At 39.5% G+C, this 15,525-nt stretch carries 12 protein-coding genes, 1 tRNA gene and 1 pseudogene; 5 read left to right on the top strand and 9 right to left on the bottom strand.

Features of this window, described 5'->3' with window-relative positions; all coding sequences use genetic code 11:
• From DP116_RS12345 to DP116_RS12320, 6 genes and pseudogenes are all read right to left on the bottom strand, one after another.
• A pseudogene (locus tag DP116_RS12345) lies at positions 1 to 654 on the bottom strand (hypothetical protein); the annotation flags it as partial.
• Between the two features lie 375 nt (positions 655 to 1,029).
• Positions 1,030 to 1,323 (bottom strand): hypothetical protein, encoded by a 294-nt coding sequence (locus DP116_RS12340; RefSeq protein WP_169155468.1) that lies wholly within the window; start codon positions 1,321 to 1,323, stop codon positions 1,030 to 1,032.
• Positions 1,324 to 1,574: 251 nt separating this feature from the next.
• Positions 1,575 to 1,904 (bottom strand): hypothetical protein, encoded by a 330-nt coding sequence (locus DP116_RS12335; RefSeq protein ID WP_169155467.1) that lies wholly within the window; start codon positions 1,902 to 1,904, stop codon positions 1,575 to 1,577.
• A 137-nt stretch (positions 1,905 to 2,041) separates the two neighbouring features.
• Positions 2,042 to 5,539: an NACHT domain-containing protein gene (locus DP116_RS12330; RefSeq protein WP_211173230.1), complete on the bottom strand. Its 3,498-nt coding sequence runs from the start codon at positions 5,537 to 5,539 to the stop codon at positions 2,042 to 2,044.
• A 219-nt stretch (positions 5,540 to 5,758) separates the two neighbouring features.
• A complete protein-coding gene (locus DP116_RS12325) occupies positions 5,759 to 6,547 on the bottom strand; it encodes a DUF1822 family protein (RefSeq protein WP_169155465.1) in 789 nt (262 codons plus the stop codon).
• A complete protein-coding gene (locus DP116_RS12320; protein ID WP_169155464.1) occupies positions 6,534 to 7,148 on the bottom strand; it encodes a hypothetical protein in 615 nt (204 codons plus the stop codon). Before DP116_RS12320 ends, DP116_RS12325 begins: the two co-directional genes overlap by 14 nt.
• A 577-nt stretch (positions 7,149 to 7,725) precedes the next feature.
• Between DP116_RS12320 and DP116_RS28560 the strand changes: the two genes are divergently transcribed.
• Complete coding sequence (locus tag DP116_RS28560) at positions 7,726 to 8,142, top strand: hypothetical protein (protein ID WP_211173229.1); 417 nt, start codon at positions 7,726 to 7,728, stop codon at positions 8,140 to 8,142.
• 55 nt (positions 8,143 to 8,197) lie between these two features.
• Here DP116_RS28560 and DP116_RS12310 read toward each other — a convergent pair whose 3' ends face one another.
• Positions 8,198 to 9,202, bottom strand: coding sequence for a helix-turn-helix domain-containing protein (locus DP116_RS12310; RefSeq protein ID WP_169155463.1), 1,005 nt, complete (start codon positions 9,200 to 9,202; stop codon positions 8,198 to 8,200).
• 171 nt (positions 9,203 to 9,373) lie between these two features.
• Here DP116_RS12310 and DP116_RS12305 point away from each other — a divergent pair, with 171 nt between their 5' ends.
• The 3 genes from DP116_RS12305 (at position 9,374) to DP116_RS12295 (ending at position 12,742) form a co-directional block, all read left to right on the top strand.
• Positions 9,374 to 10,678, top strand: a complete 1,305-nt coding sequence (locus DP116_RS12305) for a hypothetical protein (RefSeq protein ID WP_169155462.1) — start codon at positions 9,374 to 9,376, stop codon at positions 10,676 to 10,678.
• A 139-nt stretch (positions 10,679 to 10,817) separates the two neighbouring features.
• A complete protein-coding gene (locus tag DP116_RS12300) occupies positions 10,818 to 12,035 on the top strand; it encodes a hypothetical protein (RefSeq protein ID WP_169155461.1) in 1,218 nt (405 codons plus the stop codon).
• A gap of 203 nt (positions 12,036 to 12,238) precedes the next feature.
• Positions 12,239 to 12,742, top strand: coding sequence for a hypothetical protein (locus tag DP116_RS12295; protein WP_169155460.1), 504 nt, complete (start codon positions 12,239 to 12,241; stop codon positions 12,740 to 12,742).
• A 310-nt stretch (positions 12,743 to 13,052) separates the two neighbouring features.
• Here the strand turns inward: DP116_RS12295 and DP116_RS12290 are convergent.
• Together DP116_RS12290 and DP116_RS12285 are read right to left on the bottom strand one after the other, a co-directional pair.
• A tRNA-Cys gene (locus DP116_RS12290) sits at positions 13,053 to 13,124 on the bottom strand.
• 273 nt (positions 13,125 to 13,397) lie between these two features.
• The gene (locus DP116_RS12285) at positions 13,398 to 14,000 is read right to left on the bottom strand and encodes a chromophore lyase CpcT/CpeT (protein WP_169155459.1); all 603 of its coding nucleotides are present in this window, start codon (positions 13,998 to 14,000) and stop codon (positions 13,398 to 13,400) included.
• A gap of 282 nt (positions 14,001 to 14,282) precedes the next feature.
• On the opposite strand from DP116_RS12285, the gene DP116_RS12280 reads away from it, so the two are divergent.
• A complete protein-coding gene (locus DP116_RS12280) occupies positions 14,283 to 15,515 on the top strand; it encodes a hypothetical protein (RefSeq protein ID WP_169155458.1) in 1,233 nt (410 codons plus the stop codon).
• The last annotated feature ends 10 nt before the right edge of the window (positions 15,516 to 15,525 follow it).

Genomic DNA, 15,525 nt, shown 5'->3' with positions numbered 1-15,525 from the left:
TGTTGGCAAAGGTTCGGGTTCTGGTGGTGTCGTTTCAGGTGTAACTGTTCTTTGTCGCAGTTTGAGTGCAAGTGGTTTGGTGGTAGGTGCAACTGCTGTAGGTGATGGTAATGGTTCTGGTGGTATCGTCTCAGGTGTAACTGCTGTTGACTTTGGTTCAGGTACAAGTGGTTTGGTGACAGGAGCAATCGCTATTTTCTGAGGTTTGGGTTGCAGTTTTTGAGGAGGTGGATTTGATGATACTGTTTTTTGCTGTGTTCGTTGTGGGAGTAATACCTCAGAGGGTTCAGAAGCACTCTTAGTTTTGGGTGTAGTTGTGGATGCTGAGTTACCAGCAGAAATAGGTTTTTCAGGTTTTGCTTTTCCACCTGCAACAGAATTTTTGGCAGCCCGTTGTGAAGTTTCCGGGGGCGTCTTTGTCTCATTAGGAGGAACTTCAACGAACTCAATTGGTATTGTTTCGGAGAGTTCTTGCTTGGGTGCAAAAGCCCGAAGCCAATAATCACTTCCAAGAAACAGAACAGAGTGCAGCAGGATGGAAGTAATTAGATAGAAGATGAGATTTTGTGGGCGATTTTCTGGGCTATCGCCTTTTAAGGCGCGATGCTTTGCGCCATTACTTCTGTTGCGCTGTGATGCATGAGACTTAGCCATGTTATTCTGCTTTCTTCCTAACAACAGCCTCAACAAGTCTTATTTAACAATGTTGGTGTCGTGACTGGCAAATATCAGCACTTTGCACTTGTTTGGTGGCAATCTTTGACTTGAAAGATTTACCATCTACATTAATCGGCAGGATAGCGCGAATAGCGCGGTTATTCCCTGTGGAATCATAGCATCAAATTCAGTTCATTCCACCGCATTGTGAAAATTTAAAGCAGCAACGCTTTTATTAATAAGTATTATTGCTAAAAAATTAGCGGGAATGCTGAGTGTTAAACTAACCTCACCCAGGGTTTGACGGACGCCAAAACCGCTCCTCTCCTGAGTTTGGGGAGGGTTGTACAGCTAGGAGTCTTATATTGTTCCTCAAGACTTCTTGAAAAAACTGCATATCAATTCACCAGGATCGTTATGCTCAAATGGCAAAGCAGTCCCATCTTGCTGAACCTTAACTTTAGAACGACAATTGTAGACTTCGATAGGTGTTTTCACTCCATCTATGCTAACAGCTGCTCTGTATTCCCAATAATTTTTGGCACTTCGTTTGATATCAAGAATGCAGATTTGGTGACCATCCCAATTGCGGCACACCGATGCAAGAGCTGGAAATGCTACTGCGAAAGAGAGTATTAATAGTAACAAAAAGGTAACAGATTTCATCGCTTTGAACTTTTTCTTATTGAAAAAATCACAAGCAGGAGTTAAATAAAATGCGGTTGGTTAGAAAATGCTCAATTAATCTTTTGTGTATTACAGTGAGCGTAGTTCGGAGATAAAGCGGTTTAGCAGCGATCGGATACTTTTGTACTTTGAGGCTTGTTTGCCCACTTTTAGACTGGTAAGGATACGTTCGCGTGCAGTTTCAAGAAGGTGCTGCTGAATTGGTTGCCTGAGAGAGGAGTTCTCTTCCCTCAGGCGTTTAACTCCCCCAATTCTGTCTCTAAAACTGTTAGACGCTGCACAACCGTTTCTTGTAGAAGCTGGGTAAGTTGATTCATTTGTGACTTTAGCAGTGTTACAGCTTCACTTAAATCTTTTTGTTTCATACTCTGTTGTGCTGTCAAACTTGTTTGAGTAGATTGTTTGGCAACCACTAGCCCCATGTTTATCAACTCAACAATTGCAACAGAACGATTGCCTTTAGTATTTGCAGCCGCATAATTTAGAATCTGATCAAACACTTCATTCGGGATTCTAAGCGTTACTGACTCTGACTTGGTGGATGATGGTGTTTTCGCCATGTCTCACACTACCTAACATCAACTAACATATTGACATTACCACATTGTTTGCAGATGTTGTTTGATTTGGAAAACTCATCTCTGTTGAGTCGTGATAGGTTGAGCATGGGTGAAAAGTAAGACCATTGGGGATGTGGTCAGTTTCTTTGGGCATCAGAGATGAAAGGTTGACCGTGCCAAGCTTGATAGAAGTCAGGGTAAGCTGAATGTTGGGCACAATGCCAAATAACCTCATAGCAACAATCGTATCGTTCTTCAGAAGTTCCTTTTTGCAGGCAATCTCTCAAGCCTGAGACTACGACTAGACACATTTGTCCTCGAAGGATTTCTTTTAAACTCTGAGCAGCCTGCTTATATACAGATGGACTTTGCCCAGTACGCAGCAACTCAACTAGACTCAAGATAAGCTTGGGGTTTCCCGGGTCAAATTTTGCTAGCTTCTCAATGAACTGTAGGTGGAAATTCTCATCATGATTTGCTTTTTGATGCAAGTAAACTAAAGTGTTACAGGCATTTCTCAGAAGAAAAATAAATGATTGTCTCAACCCTAGAAATATCCCCCTAAATGTTCTATTTTGAAGTAAGTTCGCTTTTGTATTGCTGAAGTTTATATAAACGATTATCAAGATTTTTTTAGATAGTAAATTTAACAAGGAGTTAAAAGTCCTGTTTTTAGTGGGAGCGCTCGCTGCTAAGCTGTCGGTAGCATTCGGATTACCAACACCAATCTCAGCTAATATATTTTTAATTTCAAAATTATCAAATGGATGTCGAGGTCTGCCTAGTATTTCCTGCAAGATGCTGATTGCTTCAGAGTTTCCAGGCAAACCCCTGGCAGCTCGGTGATAAATCCAAGGACTTCGACTGTAGCGCAACATATTAAGGAGAGTATCAGTAGCATCCTGATTACCGGGGTCAACTTGCAATAACCACCTCGCAACTATCAAACGAACATCTTCCTGTTGGTGATTCTGCACCAATTCAGCCAAGGCGCGAATATCATCTGGGCTGCTAGTTGCAATTTCTACCAAAAAATAGATAGGTATTGGTTCAATTCCCTTCAGAGCATTGATAACCCGTGGATGGTCGGTTTCTTTTAGTGCTTCTTTCGCTTTGTCTGCAATGAGGCTCAAGCGTGCTGAGTATTCTGGTGAGTTGACCGATTGATGACGGAAGGCTTGTGTGACGAGCTGCTCCACAATCAAGTCTGCACGGCTACAGTCGGGATACTCAGCAATACCAGCAGCAGCTAGAGAAAATGCCCGATACCAATAAAAATTGTTACATCCATCTGTAAAAGTTACTAACGCCTTGATAAACTCTTCTTTTTCTTGCTTTAGTACCTCCTGTTCAGATTGCCCCAGCCACAGTATCATTGGCTCTTTCCATTGCGGTTGAAAAATCCGGTAAATACCCTGCATGGGAGCGGGTTGATGATTGTCATGCTGTAAAAAATCGTGCCAATTGCCAGTCGCTGATGCTGCAAAATATTCTTGGAAAGTGGGATGGAAAAATGCGTAGACTGGCTCTTCTGGGTTTTGGGCTGCAACACCCACCTGATTTAACCAGCCCAGTTGGAGTGCTAATTGAAATAGGGGAGCATCAAATTCCCCCAGTTCTTCAACAACCAAGTGATGCGGTAGCCGAAACCAGGATGCTTCTAAGTCAAGCGATCGCCTTGCCAATCGCCCCAAGGCTGCGTTTAATTCCTCCTCAGTCGCTTTAGTAGTAGGGAAGATTCCTTGTTTCCATTTGTAAACTGCTTCCGTAAATTGCCGATAAAGTTCCGCCCTAGTCTCGGGTAACTTACCTTGTTGCCATTGCCAAGTGCGACACAATAATGATAATCGCAGAGGATTTTTGACCAAATTCTTGATGCGTGAGCGTCCAGGTTCATCTAAGTGCGATCGCAACCGCCTACCACTCTCTGAATTAGCTATAAACCAACGACGGATGAATAGTCCTACTTGGTCTGAAGTTTGAGGGTTACCATAACTAAAGTCTAAAGTACGATATGTATCAAAAGTTTCCAGAGCGTTTTTATTTGCTTCCCAAAGATTTAACCGACAAGTCAGAACAACTCGTGCCCTTTGCACCCAGTCAGTGAGTTGGTTGACGAGTTCCAATATCGGGTTGACAGAGTTGGCTGTGTACTCATCCACTCCATCGAGCAACAGCCACACCCTTCCACTTTGGAACATTTGCACTAAAGTAGAGGAAGTTGCACCAGGGACACGTACAGTCTGCATTGCCAATTCTAGCCAGTTCTGGTGTAAGTAGCCCTCCAACCTTTGTCCCCTCTGTAAATCTGCCAGAGATATCCAAATTGGCACGTCCTCAATGGTGTTCTCTAACACCCAATCCCCAATCTTCTGCAACAGCGTGGTTTTACCAGCCCCAGGTTCGCCAATAATAACCAACCGTTTGCCCTGACTCTTAGGGCTTTGCCCTTGGTGAAGAACTTGTTCAAAAAACTCCTGCGGCTTAAAGGTTTTAGTGATTTCATACTCCGGTTCTTGCTGGTAAAACTGCGAACCCTGCTCTGGGGAAACATCCCCGATACGTCTGTCTTGTTTGCGTCGCTCCACCAATCCCAGAGGCACATAAATTTCCTCCAGTTCCAGCCCTAACTCATTCTTATCGGTTAGGGGATTGTTGAGCAACCGTTTATAGGTTGATAGTGCGAGCATTACTTGACAACAAGCCCGCCAGGTAGCCTCTGTTTGACTACCGCGCAACTTTTGCCAGGTTAAAGGTGCATCAGATGGATTTTGACAGATGACTGGTAGCCAAGAAGCGCAGGGAATATCTTCCTCTAGAGTTTGCAGTTTCTCCCTTGCTAACCGCACGGAGGTATATAAAGAATTATCACTGGAGTAAGCATCGAGAAAATGTTGTAAAAATTCTCGGGCAACTTTATCGTCCACCGATTCCCGGAAGACAATCAAATGTGGGATGTACAAATCTGCCAATTCCCTTGCTAAACCCAAGCCATCGCAGGAGTTAAAAATTGCCAGCTTTAAACCTAATCGGATAGCAAATCTCAGGGCATTTTTAAGTTCCCCAATCGATAAGCTATCATTTTCATTGATGGAAATTCGACCGCTATCGCCATTCGCCTCACTCTTACTATGCCCAGCGAAAAAGAAGATATCCAAGCCATGTGGGTTCCACAGTTTCTGGTATAAATCTCGGCGTTGAGGCTGTTGCGACCAGATAATTTCTGCATCAGGTATTTTCTCTAGTAACTCCCTATCTACCTTTGTATCTATTTTAGTACTATCACCAATAATCGCCAAGATTCTAACTTTAGCTCTAGGCTTAGGGGGTAATGGTCTTTCTACTCGTTTATTTTCTGTAAGACTCAAACCAACTTCACAGGAGTAACGTTGGAAAATCTCCCAGCGATGCAAAGGGAGTTTCCACAACCACGGTTGATTTGTTTGAATCAGCACCCGATTTTCTTCAGATGTTTTTTGGCTTTTTAGAATCTGCTCTAATTCCTGTTTGAAGGGATGAAACTGTTCTGAGTTAAGCCAATTATGAAATGTGTTTTCCAATTCATAAGCTGCTTTTTGGCAATCAATGAATGTTGTTTTTATAATTGCAATGCTTTGCTTTTCTACTTTTTTCATTCGGTCAATTTCTTTTTCTTTTAAGAAGCTTCTATAAGCTTCGATCCACTGATTTTGAATTTTTAAAAGATTATCTGCTGATGATAATGTACCTCTAATTTCTGTATCTCTAAGCTCACCATTTGATTCAATTACAAAATTTACTAGTAAATTTTGATTATCACTCTCATACCTGAATTTCAAAACGAGTAAATCACTCATAATATTTATTGAAAGCAATTAAAATGAAAAACTTTCTGTAATGCTATCTGAGCCAAGAGCGACTCTGACACTAAAAATTTCTCCCAAGTTACATATCAATTTGTATTTAATTTCGTCGTACTCTTCATCTTCATTGGGAACTTGGTCGAAAATTTTTCCAGATTCATCAAGCACAATCAGCTTGATACCTATTGGCAGAGTAGTTTGTTCACCAGCAGGATACAGTTTGATAAAAACACTCACTTCTTCATCGCTTATTTTGATTGCAGACACGGTTAGTTTAATCGGATGATTAGCTAATCGCAGTTCTTCTTTTTTCAGCCCGATTACATCAGTAAGACGATGGCGAGCATTTTTCGGTAAACTTTCAATAGCTCGCCAGCGAACTTCTTCCTCTTGAGTTGTACGTATTATTTCAAATAAAGTAGCGATCGCAGTAGAATTATCAGGGTTAGTTTCTAGCAATCTTTGAGCAGATTGTAGGCGAATATACTCATCTGATTCACCTGACGTGGAACTACGAGTTGAACGTCGTTGATATCCCAATACTAATTGTGGGGGTTCTAAAATATCTTGAATCACCTCAAAACCAGCAGCTATTGCTGTGACGAAGTTCTTTTGTAAACATTGACTTAAGTTGACTAAAGAAACTTCTGTTGGTGTTTTTTCTGAAGTTATGCTTATATTCAAAACATTGACATCAAGTAATTTACTCAGTTCTCCTGATTGGAATAGCGTTTGGAGATACTCAATTGCTTCTGATGAGCCTGACAATACCAGCTTCTGTCTCGTTTTATTTTTGTTCATTATCTTCATCTCCTTCTGACTCTATTTCTTCAATACTTAAAGAACCATTACCAAATTTTTGGTTAACCATTTTTATAAGTTCAATAATATTTTGTAAATTGTTTTCATCTTCAGATTCAATGACTATCCTTTTTAGGCTTGATGGTTTTTGACTAGATGCTGCCACTTTTTTGTAACCGTTTGCTTTCAACAAAAAAAATATTTTGAACCAAGATGGACGAGGGTTTTTATCAGATATACTATTATCAAATGTTGATATCAAACCGAGAATATATTGATTTATACTTTGGCTGAGATAATGACTAATATCATGTGCCCTATTCCTGAGCTTTTGCTCTACTAACTTATGTATTTTTTCTTCTGTTAAGCTAGGATTTTCACTTTTTTGCTCAACATACAAACGTTGGTAATTTTCTATTCTTGCTATGTCAATAGGCTCATTACCTAGAAATGATAGGCAGAGATAAAGCTTTTCCTGCTTTGTAAGCTCTTTTCCTCTTTTATATGTAGCTAAATCTTTAAGGAGACGTTTGATATCTATCTCTAAAACATTTTCTACTTCTGTACATTCTTGGCAGAGTTGATCAGATGAGCTGTTCATCTTGTGTGTTTTTTAGTAATATTTTATACGATAACTCTTCCAGATATTTTCTGGGGAAAGTAATGAAAGCTCGTTCAGTAAGTAGGCACAATTAAAGCCAACTATTAACCGACTTAATAACATTGTGCCATATTCTATCAAAAAAAAATTATCCTTGTCTCTTTATTACAAACTCTTAATGAACCTGTGGTGCATTGCTGAGTTAACGGGTGAGCACCAGTAACAGGCTTGATACAAATTGGCTTTTGAATAGATAACAACAAATCTTACATATAAAGCACTTCTTCTACTGCCAATACTCGTTGGTCTTTTTTTGGCAAACAGTAGTTGGTAGGAATTTCAAATTCCAGTTTTTATTATTTAGAAAACATCTCCCATATTGTTGCTGATTGAATCATTATGTTGAAAGAATTGGTTTTTTCCATAAGTAATTTACCCGATAAAACTACAGAAATCCCCAAGTTTGGAGATGATGATGATCCAATTGTTCCGCCTAATTAAAAAAAGTTAATTAATCTGCCACAGCCAAAATTTTACAACCTAAACAACTTCTGTAACTTACTCAAGGAGAACAAAAATGATGAATATAAATTCCAACAAACTGATGGGTAGCTTTTCCAAAAAAGATCGCAATTTCCTTGCACTGCTTCTTGCTGTAGGAATAGGAACTTGGCAAGCTTCGATTCCCGTTGGGCTGCTGCTTACAGCTTCTGCATTTGTTACTGCCGAGATTGCACATGCTGCCGAATCAATGCCCGTTACGCTCGTTCAAGCATTTGGTTGGGATCCATCGAATGCTGCATATAAGGTCTTGATTCAATCTAGAAACGGCAATCAATACTTTGTGTGGTATGACAATTTGATTGGGGCAAAGGTTGGTTCGGTGATTACACTCACATACGAAGGTTCTTACTCTTCCCTCTGGTTCTACAAATTAATCAACACTGGGAATGGAAAAGAATCAAACATCCGTCGATATTTAAGAGCTAATTAAGTACCCACAGCTATAACTGAACCAAACCCCTCTAGCTTCTAGCTATGGGTTCGGTTCAGTTTCCGAGATCTATTTCATCATCCAACACTCGACGCGCTTCTAATTGCCAAAAATTTAATTCCGGCAGTTTACAGTCTTGTCCTTTTAGTTGTTGGTTATCGTAGTCAGATTTCAGGCAGTCTTTCCATGATTCTAAGGCACTTTGCTTTTCTCCTTGAGCTTCTTGGACTTTTGCTAATAAACAGTGAGTTAGAGGGCGATCGCTATCCAATTTAAGTGACATGAGCAGATGTTTTTTCGCTTGCTTGTATAGCTTTTGCTCGAAGTACGCCCAACCAAGGTTCTTATGCAATGAAGCTTTCACCATGCTATCTTGAACCCGCGACAAAATTGGCTGAATCATCTCAACGGCTGCAGCACTATTTCCTTTGAGAATCGATAAACGAGCTAGATTATTGATTGCAGCATCAGCAGCCCGGTTGCTATATTTCATAGCAATTTCGTAGTGATGGTAAGCACTGGACAATTCCTCCAGTTTTTCGTAAGCTGCTCCCAGATTGTAGTGAGCTTCCGCAAAATCAGGGTTAAAAGTGATTGCCCATTTCAAATAACATACTGCACTTTTGAAATCCCCATTTAGGTAGTCGTGGTGACCAATTTTATTCAAAGATTTAGCGGTTTGAGTCTTTTCTTCATCGTCCGAGAGTTGCAACTGCTTTTCCAGGTATTCTTGAACAGGTATATTTGCTGAAAATAACTGTAACAAGAAATTTTCAGATAAATTTGTACTCGTAAAAGCACGTTGTTGAAGTAACTCTGGTTTGTATTTAGCAAATAAGGCAACTAAATCAGAGCGTTTGTAGCGACGCCCATCAGAATGTTCATTTTCTAACCCAAATTCCTGACAAATTCTTTCAATATACTTTCTGACCGTAGATTCTCCAATGCCCATAGCTTTTGCAATTACAGCATCTGTCTCACCTGCCAAAATTCTTCTTAACACTTCTTTACGTCGGGGTGACAGGTGCTCAAATATTTTTTCAAACTCTTGCTGGTTCATCCTTGACTTCAAATCGCTCCAATCTTAAGCCACATTTGTGACATTATATGAAATTTTAAAAAACGGGTCATCTTCTATGCTAGTAATTATTATAGTTGAGAACCATAAAAAAGTGTCACAAAAAGTGACACAATTAAGAGACTTAAGTCACTAATTACAATCAAAATGCATATGAACCACGAACAAGACAATGAACACAAGCCAGAAGTAGTAGATGAAACAGCTACTTCTTCTATTAAAACAACCCCGAAAAGTGAAAAGCCTGAATTAAAAACAAACTTAGAGAATGAACAAACGACAGAAGTAGTAAATGAAACAGCTACTACTTCTGTTGACATAAATTTAGAAAGCGGAAAACCTCCTTCAGTTTGGAGTAATTTTATCACGGCTTTAAGTCAATTTTTCACAGCTTATAGGCAGTTTTACAACCGAATTAAACCAGTGTTTATTCTGCTTTGGATAATCGTGATTATCACAATTTTCATGCCTCTTTTAGGTAAAGTAGTTACTGCATATTCATTTTCAAGGCGTATAGAAGCGCCAAAGCAACAATATCATTCCGAAAATTTTTTAAACCAACAACGAGATAAAAACTTAGTCTTATTAAGCCAAACAACGCAGAACAATAGTCAGATTAATCAAGCAATACTAGATACACTGAACATCTCCCATACAAAAGCAGAAAATTTTGCCTCTGAAAGACTAGACTTCTGGATAGAATTATTACAAAACAGAGTTGATAATGATTTCCTAAACTGGTATTTCAACTGGTTTAACAAAAAGTGGAGAGAAGACAGCGCTTTTATTCTGGGAATTTTTGGTCAAGATATAGCTAAACGAGATATTGAAAATTATACCAAAGAGTTTTCTCAACGTGTGCTTAGTCCGGCTGAATCACAAGCTAAGTTTAAAGAGTTAGCAGAAAAAACCGTCAATGTCTATGTTTCCGATCTAAACTACAGACTTTCTAAAGTGAGATTACAATATGATATTCCTCAAGTGAAGTGGGATAAGTACTTGAACAGCATTACTTTCAACATTCCAGGTGAAGAGTCAAATATAGCTTTGAAAGAGGTATTAGCTATAGGTGGTTATAAAATTCTTGCAAAACCTATCATTATTCCCGCAGCTAAAGTTGGTACTGTTGTAGTAATAGAAAGTGTAGAAAAAACCCTAGGAGTATTAGGTGTCAAAGCTGTGGGTAAGCTTGGTGCTACAGTTGTTGCAGAAACTGTAGCAAAAGTTCTAGATCCACTTGCAATCGTTGGGCTTGGGGCATGGGATTACTTCAGTTATCGGGGAGAAGTGGCAACTCAGAAACCAGCTTTGCGCGAGCAGATTTTAGAAAGTTTTCAAGAAATGAAAAATTCCCTTATATACGATTCTCAAACTGGCATTTTAACGGTTATCGATCAAGTGGAAAAAAATCTTCGTAATTCCATTTCTTCAAGTTCTATTAGTCAATTAAGTACCTGAAGCACTGATGTGATTTAGTAACAGGATGCCTAACCCAGAAAGTCACCCTCTAAGTTAGGTATCCAAGGTTTCCACTGAAACTATTTTATAATATTCTGTAACTACAAGACCGCAATATAGTATAGTAAGGAAAATAAAAATGGTTAATGAACGAGAACCATCCCCACAAGAGCAACTGTTAAATAAGAAAGCTTCTTATTCTGAAAAAACTCATCGAATTTTTGCACTGAGTCAGTTTCTTAAATCAATCAGTCCCATAATCTGGACACTGGTTATTTTGATTGTTGTGATTAGTCTATGGGGAAAAATCTCTATTGGCAGTATAGGAGGAAAATATATTTCTAAATCATCTGGTGATATATCAAATGGAAGGGTGGTAATTACCGTTCCATCAATTCCTCCTCAAATTAACAGCGATCTTGTTCTTGCTCTCAAGAATGCGCGTGCCAGTTCTGAAACGTATGCTTCTGAAAAACTAGACAAATGGATTGCTCAATTGAGAGAGCGTGTTGATAACGACTTCTTAAATTGGTACTTTAATTACTTTACTCAACTTGATATTGGATTTCGAGCTATAATCACAGATTTTTCATCCCTCATCACTCGTGGTTTCAATCCAAATCAGTCAACTCCAGAAGCACAAAAGGCTGAGAAGCTGACTGAGGAATTTCAAAGAGAATTCACAAGGCGTGTATTGAAACCAGAAATCGCACAAATTAAACTAGAACGCTTTACCAGGGAGACTATCAATGCCTATGTCTCTGAACTAAGCGAACAACTGGCAGGAATCCAAAGCGAATATAAAATTCCTCAAGCAGACTGGGAGCGATATCTCAGTGGAGTGTCAACAACCATCCTCGATAGTGCAGGTAATAACCAAGATCTGTCACTGAGAGTATTATCACGGGGAACAGAATATTTAGTTGCCTTACCCTTAAGCAAGGCTACAGTAAAACTGGGAAGCGGATTAGCCACGAAATTTGCGGAAAATGCGGCAGCAAAAGCAGCTGCAAAGACTACTGCAAAGATGACTACAAAAATATCAACGAAAGCAGCTGGTAAGGTTGCAAGTGAATTTTCGATTCCCACTCTTTCAACTATAGGATTAGAGTTAATAGACCCGTTAGCAGCTGTGGGTATCCTTGCTTGGGATGTATGGGACAATTACCATACGGCTCAAGTAGAAAGACCAAAAATGCGCGAAGCTATCTTGGAGTATTTAGATGAAATGAAGCAGGTTCTACTGTACAATCCTCATGACAGCATTATGTCAACAATTTATAGTTTTGAAGGTGGTCTAATTGACAAACTGGCAGAGAAGAAACTTAATCATAATGCTGTATTTGTTCAACCTTAATGCTGTGGTTTAACCACTAGCAAATTTTTCAGACGATTGGAATAAAAACGGATGGCAGGCTCGTTCTTTTTTAAGAAAGGGAGCAATAATAAGCGGGGTACAAGAATCATTGGAGCAGAAAACCGGGTTCAGCGATATTACATGAATTAAATTTTGTTGAGCGATATTACATGAATTAAATTTTGTTGGCGGTATTTTTTCTTATGAAAAAGTCTGACTCTCAATTCAAGAAAATAATTGATTTTTTAACGACAGCTAGTGTTTTCTTTGGTACTCTTAATGCTCTTGTTATTAATTTGACTGAATTTTTGAAAAATGGGCAGAACTTTTTAAGTATTATTAATCCTATAGCTTACTACATAGGGTTATCAGAAATTTGCGTACTCACGTCTTTTTTCATTTTGTGTTGTTTTCTTTTCGTTTTGTCTCCAGATACTTTCATCATACTCACTGAAGCTGATAGTTCAGTGCTCTCACAAATTTCTATATTCTTGACCTTTTTTGCAATTGTTATAGGTATTTTTCTCATAGTAGATGTGCCAAGTCATTTTGAGCTTTTAAGTAATTTTTTTCATCACTTGAATTTACCAACAAGAGATAACATAATTAAAGCTGTTAATCCTATTATTTTTGAGGTTTGCGGTGTAGCAACATTGTTAATTTTTGTCTACTTCGCATATCGTAGCTATCTAAATGAAACTGAATGAGAAACTATCTAAATCTCTATACTGAGATCTTGCACCATTCTCAATAACTGTAAGGTGGGCACTGCCCACAACGTAAAAATAGGAGTTTCAGCGAACGATAAACAGTGCCCACCCTACAAAAATTGCAATAAAGCAACTGGTGCAAGATTTGAGTATAGCAATCCGGAATCATTTCTGAGAAAATATTGATACTCAAAATATACAAGCAGTGACACATAATCCGTTAACAGTGACAGCAACGAGTGAAAAACGAGTGAAAATTGACATCAATCTGTCAACAGTCACACATAATTAGTTACTGAACACTTAAAGGCGACACCCGGATTTGAACCGGGGGATAAAGGTTTTGCAGACCTCTGCCTTACCACTTGGCTATGTCGCCGTTTGTGCGTTTAGTCGCACTTGACAAATTGCACTGCTTTATATATTGGCTTTTGAATAGCTATATGTATTGAGTGCTAATCCATTATAGTTTAACTCATGACCAATTACAAGCTTTGCTGTGAAAGTTAAAGTCACGCCTGAATTTGGCAGCAACAGGATACCAGAGGAGTGTTGAGTACTAAGTTCCAAGTGATTGGATGTGGTTCAAAACTCAACACTCAACACTCACCGTTCTTTAGAGTGCTTTTGCACTCACTCAAAACTTAGAACTCTACGACTCAGGAGTGAGTTTTACTTCATCTGCAAAATTAGCCCGGCGGACAAAGTAAAATGGTCCAGCGATCGACCCCCAAGCATGCTCATCAGTTTCTATATCACGTCCTCGGTCAAGGCTAATCAATTTTTCTTCATCGACTTCAAATTCATTGTCAAGATAAGTCTTTTTACCATCGCGAAACACGATACAACCTTTTCCTGGCTCTACCCTGCCTTTGAAGCTGTTACCCGTCCACTCGACAATCATATTGCAGCCTGACATTATTTCCACATCGTCGGCGCTGAGAGTTTTCAAGCGCTCAAGGTTACGGGATGCACCGTAGAACCGTTGTTCTTCTTTTACAGTGTAGTTTTCCAATATAATATGGTTCTGTGCGTTTCTCAAGTTCAACACCCGCAAACGATAAGGGTTATTGAGCATGTAGTCATAAGCTTGCTCAAGAAACAAACTCACGCCTGATGATAATCCCAAAGACACAGGACGCATACAAACACGGATGTGGGCATAAAAAGGCGGGTTTTCTATAGCTTGTTCTTGATTGCTGAAATCTGCTGCCATCCAACGGGCTAACGTGGCAATATCAGTAGAATGAGTCATTATACCAATCTTGAATTCTGGATTTTGGATTGGGTCAACCAGGCTACTTGGTATTCAAAGCTACCAATGTGTAGCTGGATAAACATAAATTGTATTAAAAAGTATTGTATAGCTTGTAGTTGACTGTTTTCTCAGGAGAATTTTTTGCTGACTATCGTCAAGTAGGGGGAGATTGCAAATTTTGAATTTTGAGATTGCGTCGCTTCGCGATCAACGCTACGCGATTTTGAATTGATTTATCTGCCTTGTCCCTTTGTGAACCGACGAAAAGGTAAAATATCCATGCTACGACGCTTAAGTGTTACCATTACTGCGACTGCTACATTCTGTCTGTTTTGCAATTCGCTAACATTGGCAGCGAGCAAAAAGCCTCAACAGCCAGATAAATTTCCCCCTAATCCGTTAGAGATTACCACGCCTGATCCACTACTACCACGTTCACCAAAAGATAAACAGCCGCTGACCCCGCAAGAGAGTCAAGATTTGCAGGCGGCGCTAGAGAAGCTCAATCAACAAGCTGCAGCTACACTACAAGCAGGAGACAAGATAACAGCATTCGAGATTTGGAACCGAGAGTTACGCTTGCGTCGCTTTTTAGGTTCATTAGCAGAGGTGCAAGCACTGTCGCGAGTGGGTGAAATTGCTTGGAGAGAAAACGATCGCATGGAAGTGCGCTACATCACACAGCGATTGCAACTGATCCAAAAACAGGCGAAATCCCAAAAGACGGTAGATTTACAACTGTTGCAAGCTTTAGGTCAAGCTTACCAACAAGTGCGATCGCCTAAAGTTGCCCTACCAATTTATGACCAAGTTTTGACAGTCGTGCGACAACAAGGAGATACTGCAGCAGAAGTAGACACCCTAAAGACAATTGGAGAATTACATCTGAGTTGGTTTGATTACGCATCAGCCGCAGCCACTTATGAGAAATTGCTCACTTTTGCTTCTTCTAAAAGCGAGTCTGTCAATGAAATAGCATATTTACAACAACTCGCTTACATTTACAAGCAATTAAAACAACCAGAGCAATCAATAAATATACGTAATAAGTTAGCAGAAGTCTACCAACGCGAAAACAACCTCATTCAGTTAGCAGCATTAAAGGAATCTATTGGCTCAGACTACGAATCTTTGGCACGAGAAAATCCCAGCTTTCTACAAGAAGCTTTCAAGAACTATAAAGAAGCTTATACCATAGCTTGGCAATTACAGCAATATGTTCGTGTTAGTGAAGCTTTGCAAAAGTTAATTGCGTTGTATCGTTCTCAAGGACAAGTGGAAGAAGCTTTGCAAGCCAGCCAAATTCTCTTGCAGGCACAAGAGCAAGCTGTCAATTTTTACGGTTTAATGAATGCTTATGACCAAATTGGGCAAATTCATTTGCAACGCAAAGACTATCCACAAGCATTAACCGCTTTTCAAAAAGGGCTGCAAGTAGCGCAAGAATTGAACTATGACCAAACGTACTTCAGCCAGCAAATTCAAAAAATATCTGGGCAAACTTCGCGGTAGGGAGGGGGAG

It is taken from the genome of Brasilonema bromeliae SPC951 (assembly GCF_012912135.1).
GTDB classification, from domain to species: Bacteria; Cyanobacteriota; Cyanobacteriia; order Cyanobacteriales; family Nostocaceae; genus Brasilonema; species Brasilonema bromeliae.
The sequence above is the reverse complement of the archived record's forward strand: the minus strand, read 5'-3'. Positions and strand labels throughout refer to the sequence as shown.

Excerpts from the sequence above, each read along its gene's own strand:
- DP116_RS12340 (WP_169155468.1), bottom strand. The coding sequence starts at position 1,323 with ATGAAATCTGTTACCTTTTTGTTACTATTAATACTCTCTTTCGCAGTA.
- DP116_RS12335 (WP_169155467.1), bottom strand. The coding sequence starts at position 1,904 with ATGGCGAAAACACCATCATCCACCAAGTCAGAGTCAGTAACGCTTAGA.
- DP116_RS12330 (WP_211173230.1), bottom strand. The coding sequence starts at position 5,539 with ATGAAAAAAGTAGAAAAGCAAAGCATTGCAATTATAAAAACAACATTC.
- DP116_RS12325 (WP_169155465.1), bottom strand. The coding sequence starts at position 6,547 with ATGAACAAAAATAAAACGAGACAGAAGCTGGTATTGTCAGGCTCATCA.
- DP116_RS12320 (WP_169155464.1), bottom strand. The coding sequence starts at position 7,148 with ATGAACAGCTCATCTGATCAACTCTGCCAAGAATGTACAGAAGTAGAA.
- DP116_RS28560 (WP_211173229.1), top strand. The coding sequence starts at position 7,726 with ATGATGAATATAAATTCCAACAAACTGATGGGTAGCTTTTCCAAAAAA.
- DP116_RS12310 (WP_169155463.1), bottom strand. The coding sequence starts at position 9,202 with ATGAACCAGCAAGAGTTTGAAAAAATATTTGAGCACCTGTCACCCCGA.
- DP116_RS12305 (WP_169155462.1), top strand. The coding sequence starts at position 9,374 with ATGAACCACGAACAAGACAATGAACACAAGCCAGAAGTAGTAGATGAA.
- DP116_RS12300 (WP_169155461.1), top strand. The coding sequence starts at position 10,818 with ATGGTTAATGAACGAGAACCATCCCCACAAGAGCAACTGTTAAATAAG.
- DP116_RS12295 (WP_169155460.1), top strand. The coding sequence starts at position 12,239 with ATGAAAAAGTCTGACTCTCAATTCAAGAAAATAATTGATTTTTTAACG.
- DP116_RS12285 (WP_169155459.1), bottom strand. The coding sequence starts at position 14,000 with ATGACTCATTCTACTGATATTGCCACGTTAGCCCGTTGGATGGCAGCA.
- DP116_RS12280 (WP_169155458.1), top strand. The coding sequence starts at position 14,283 with ATGCTACGACGCTTAAGTGTTACCATTACTGCGACTGCTACATTCTGT.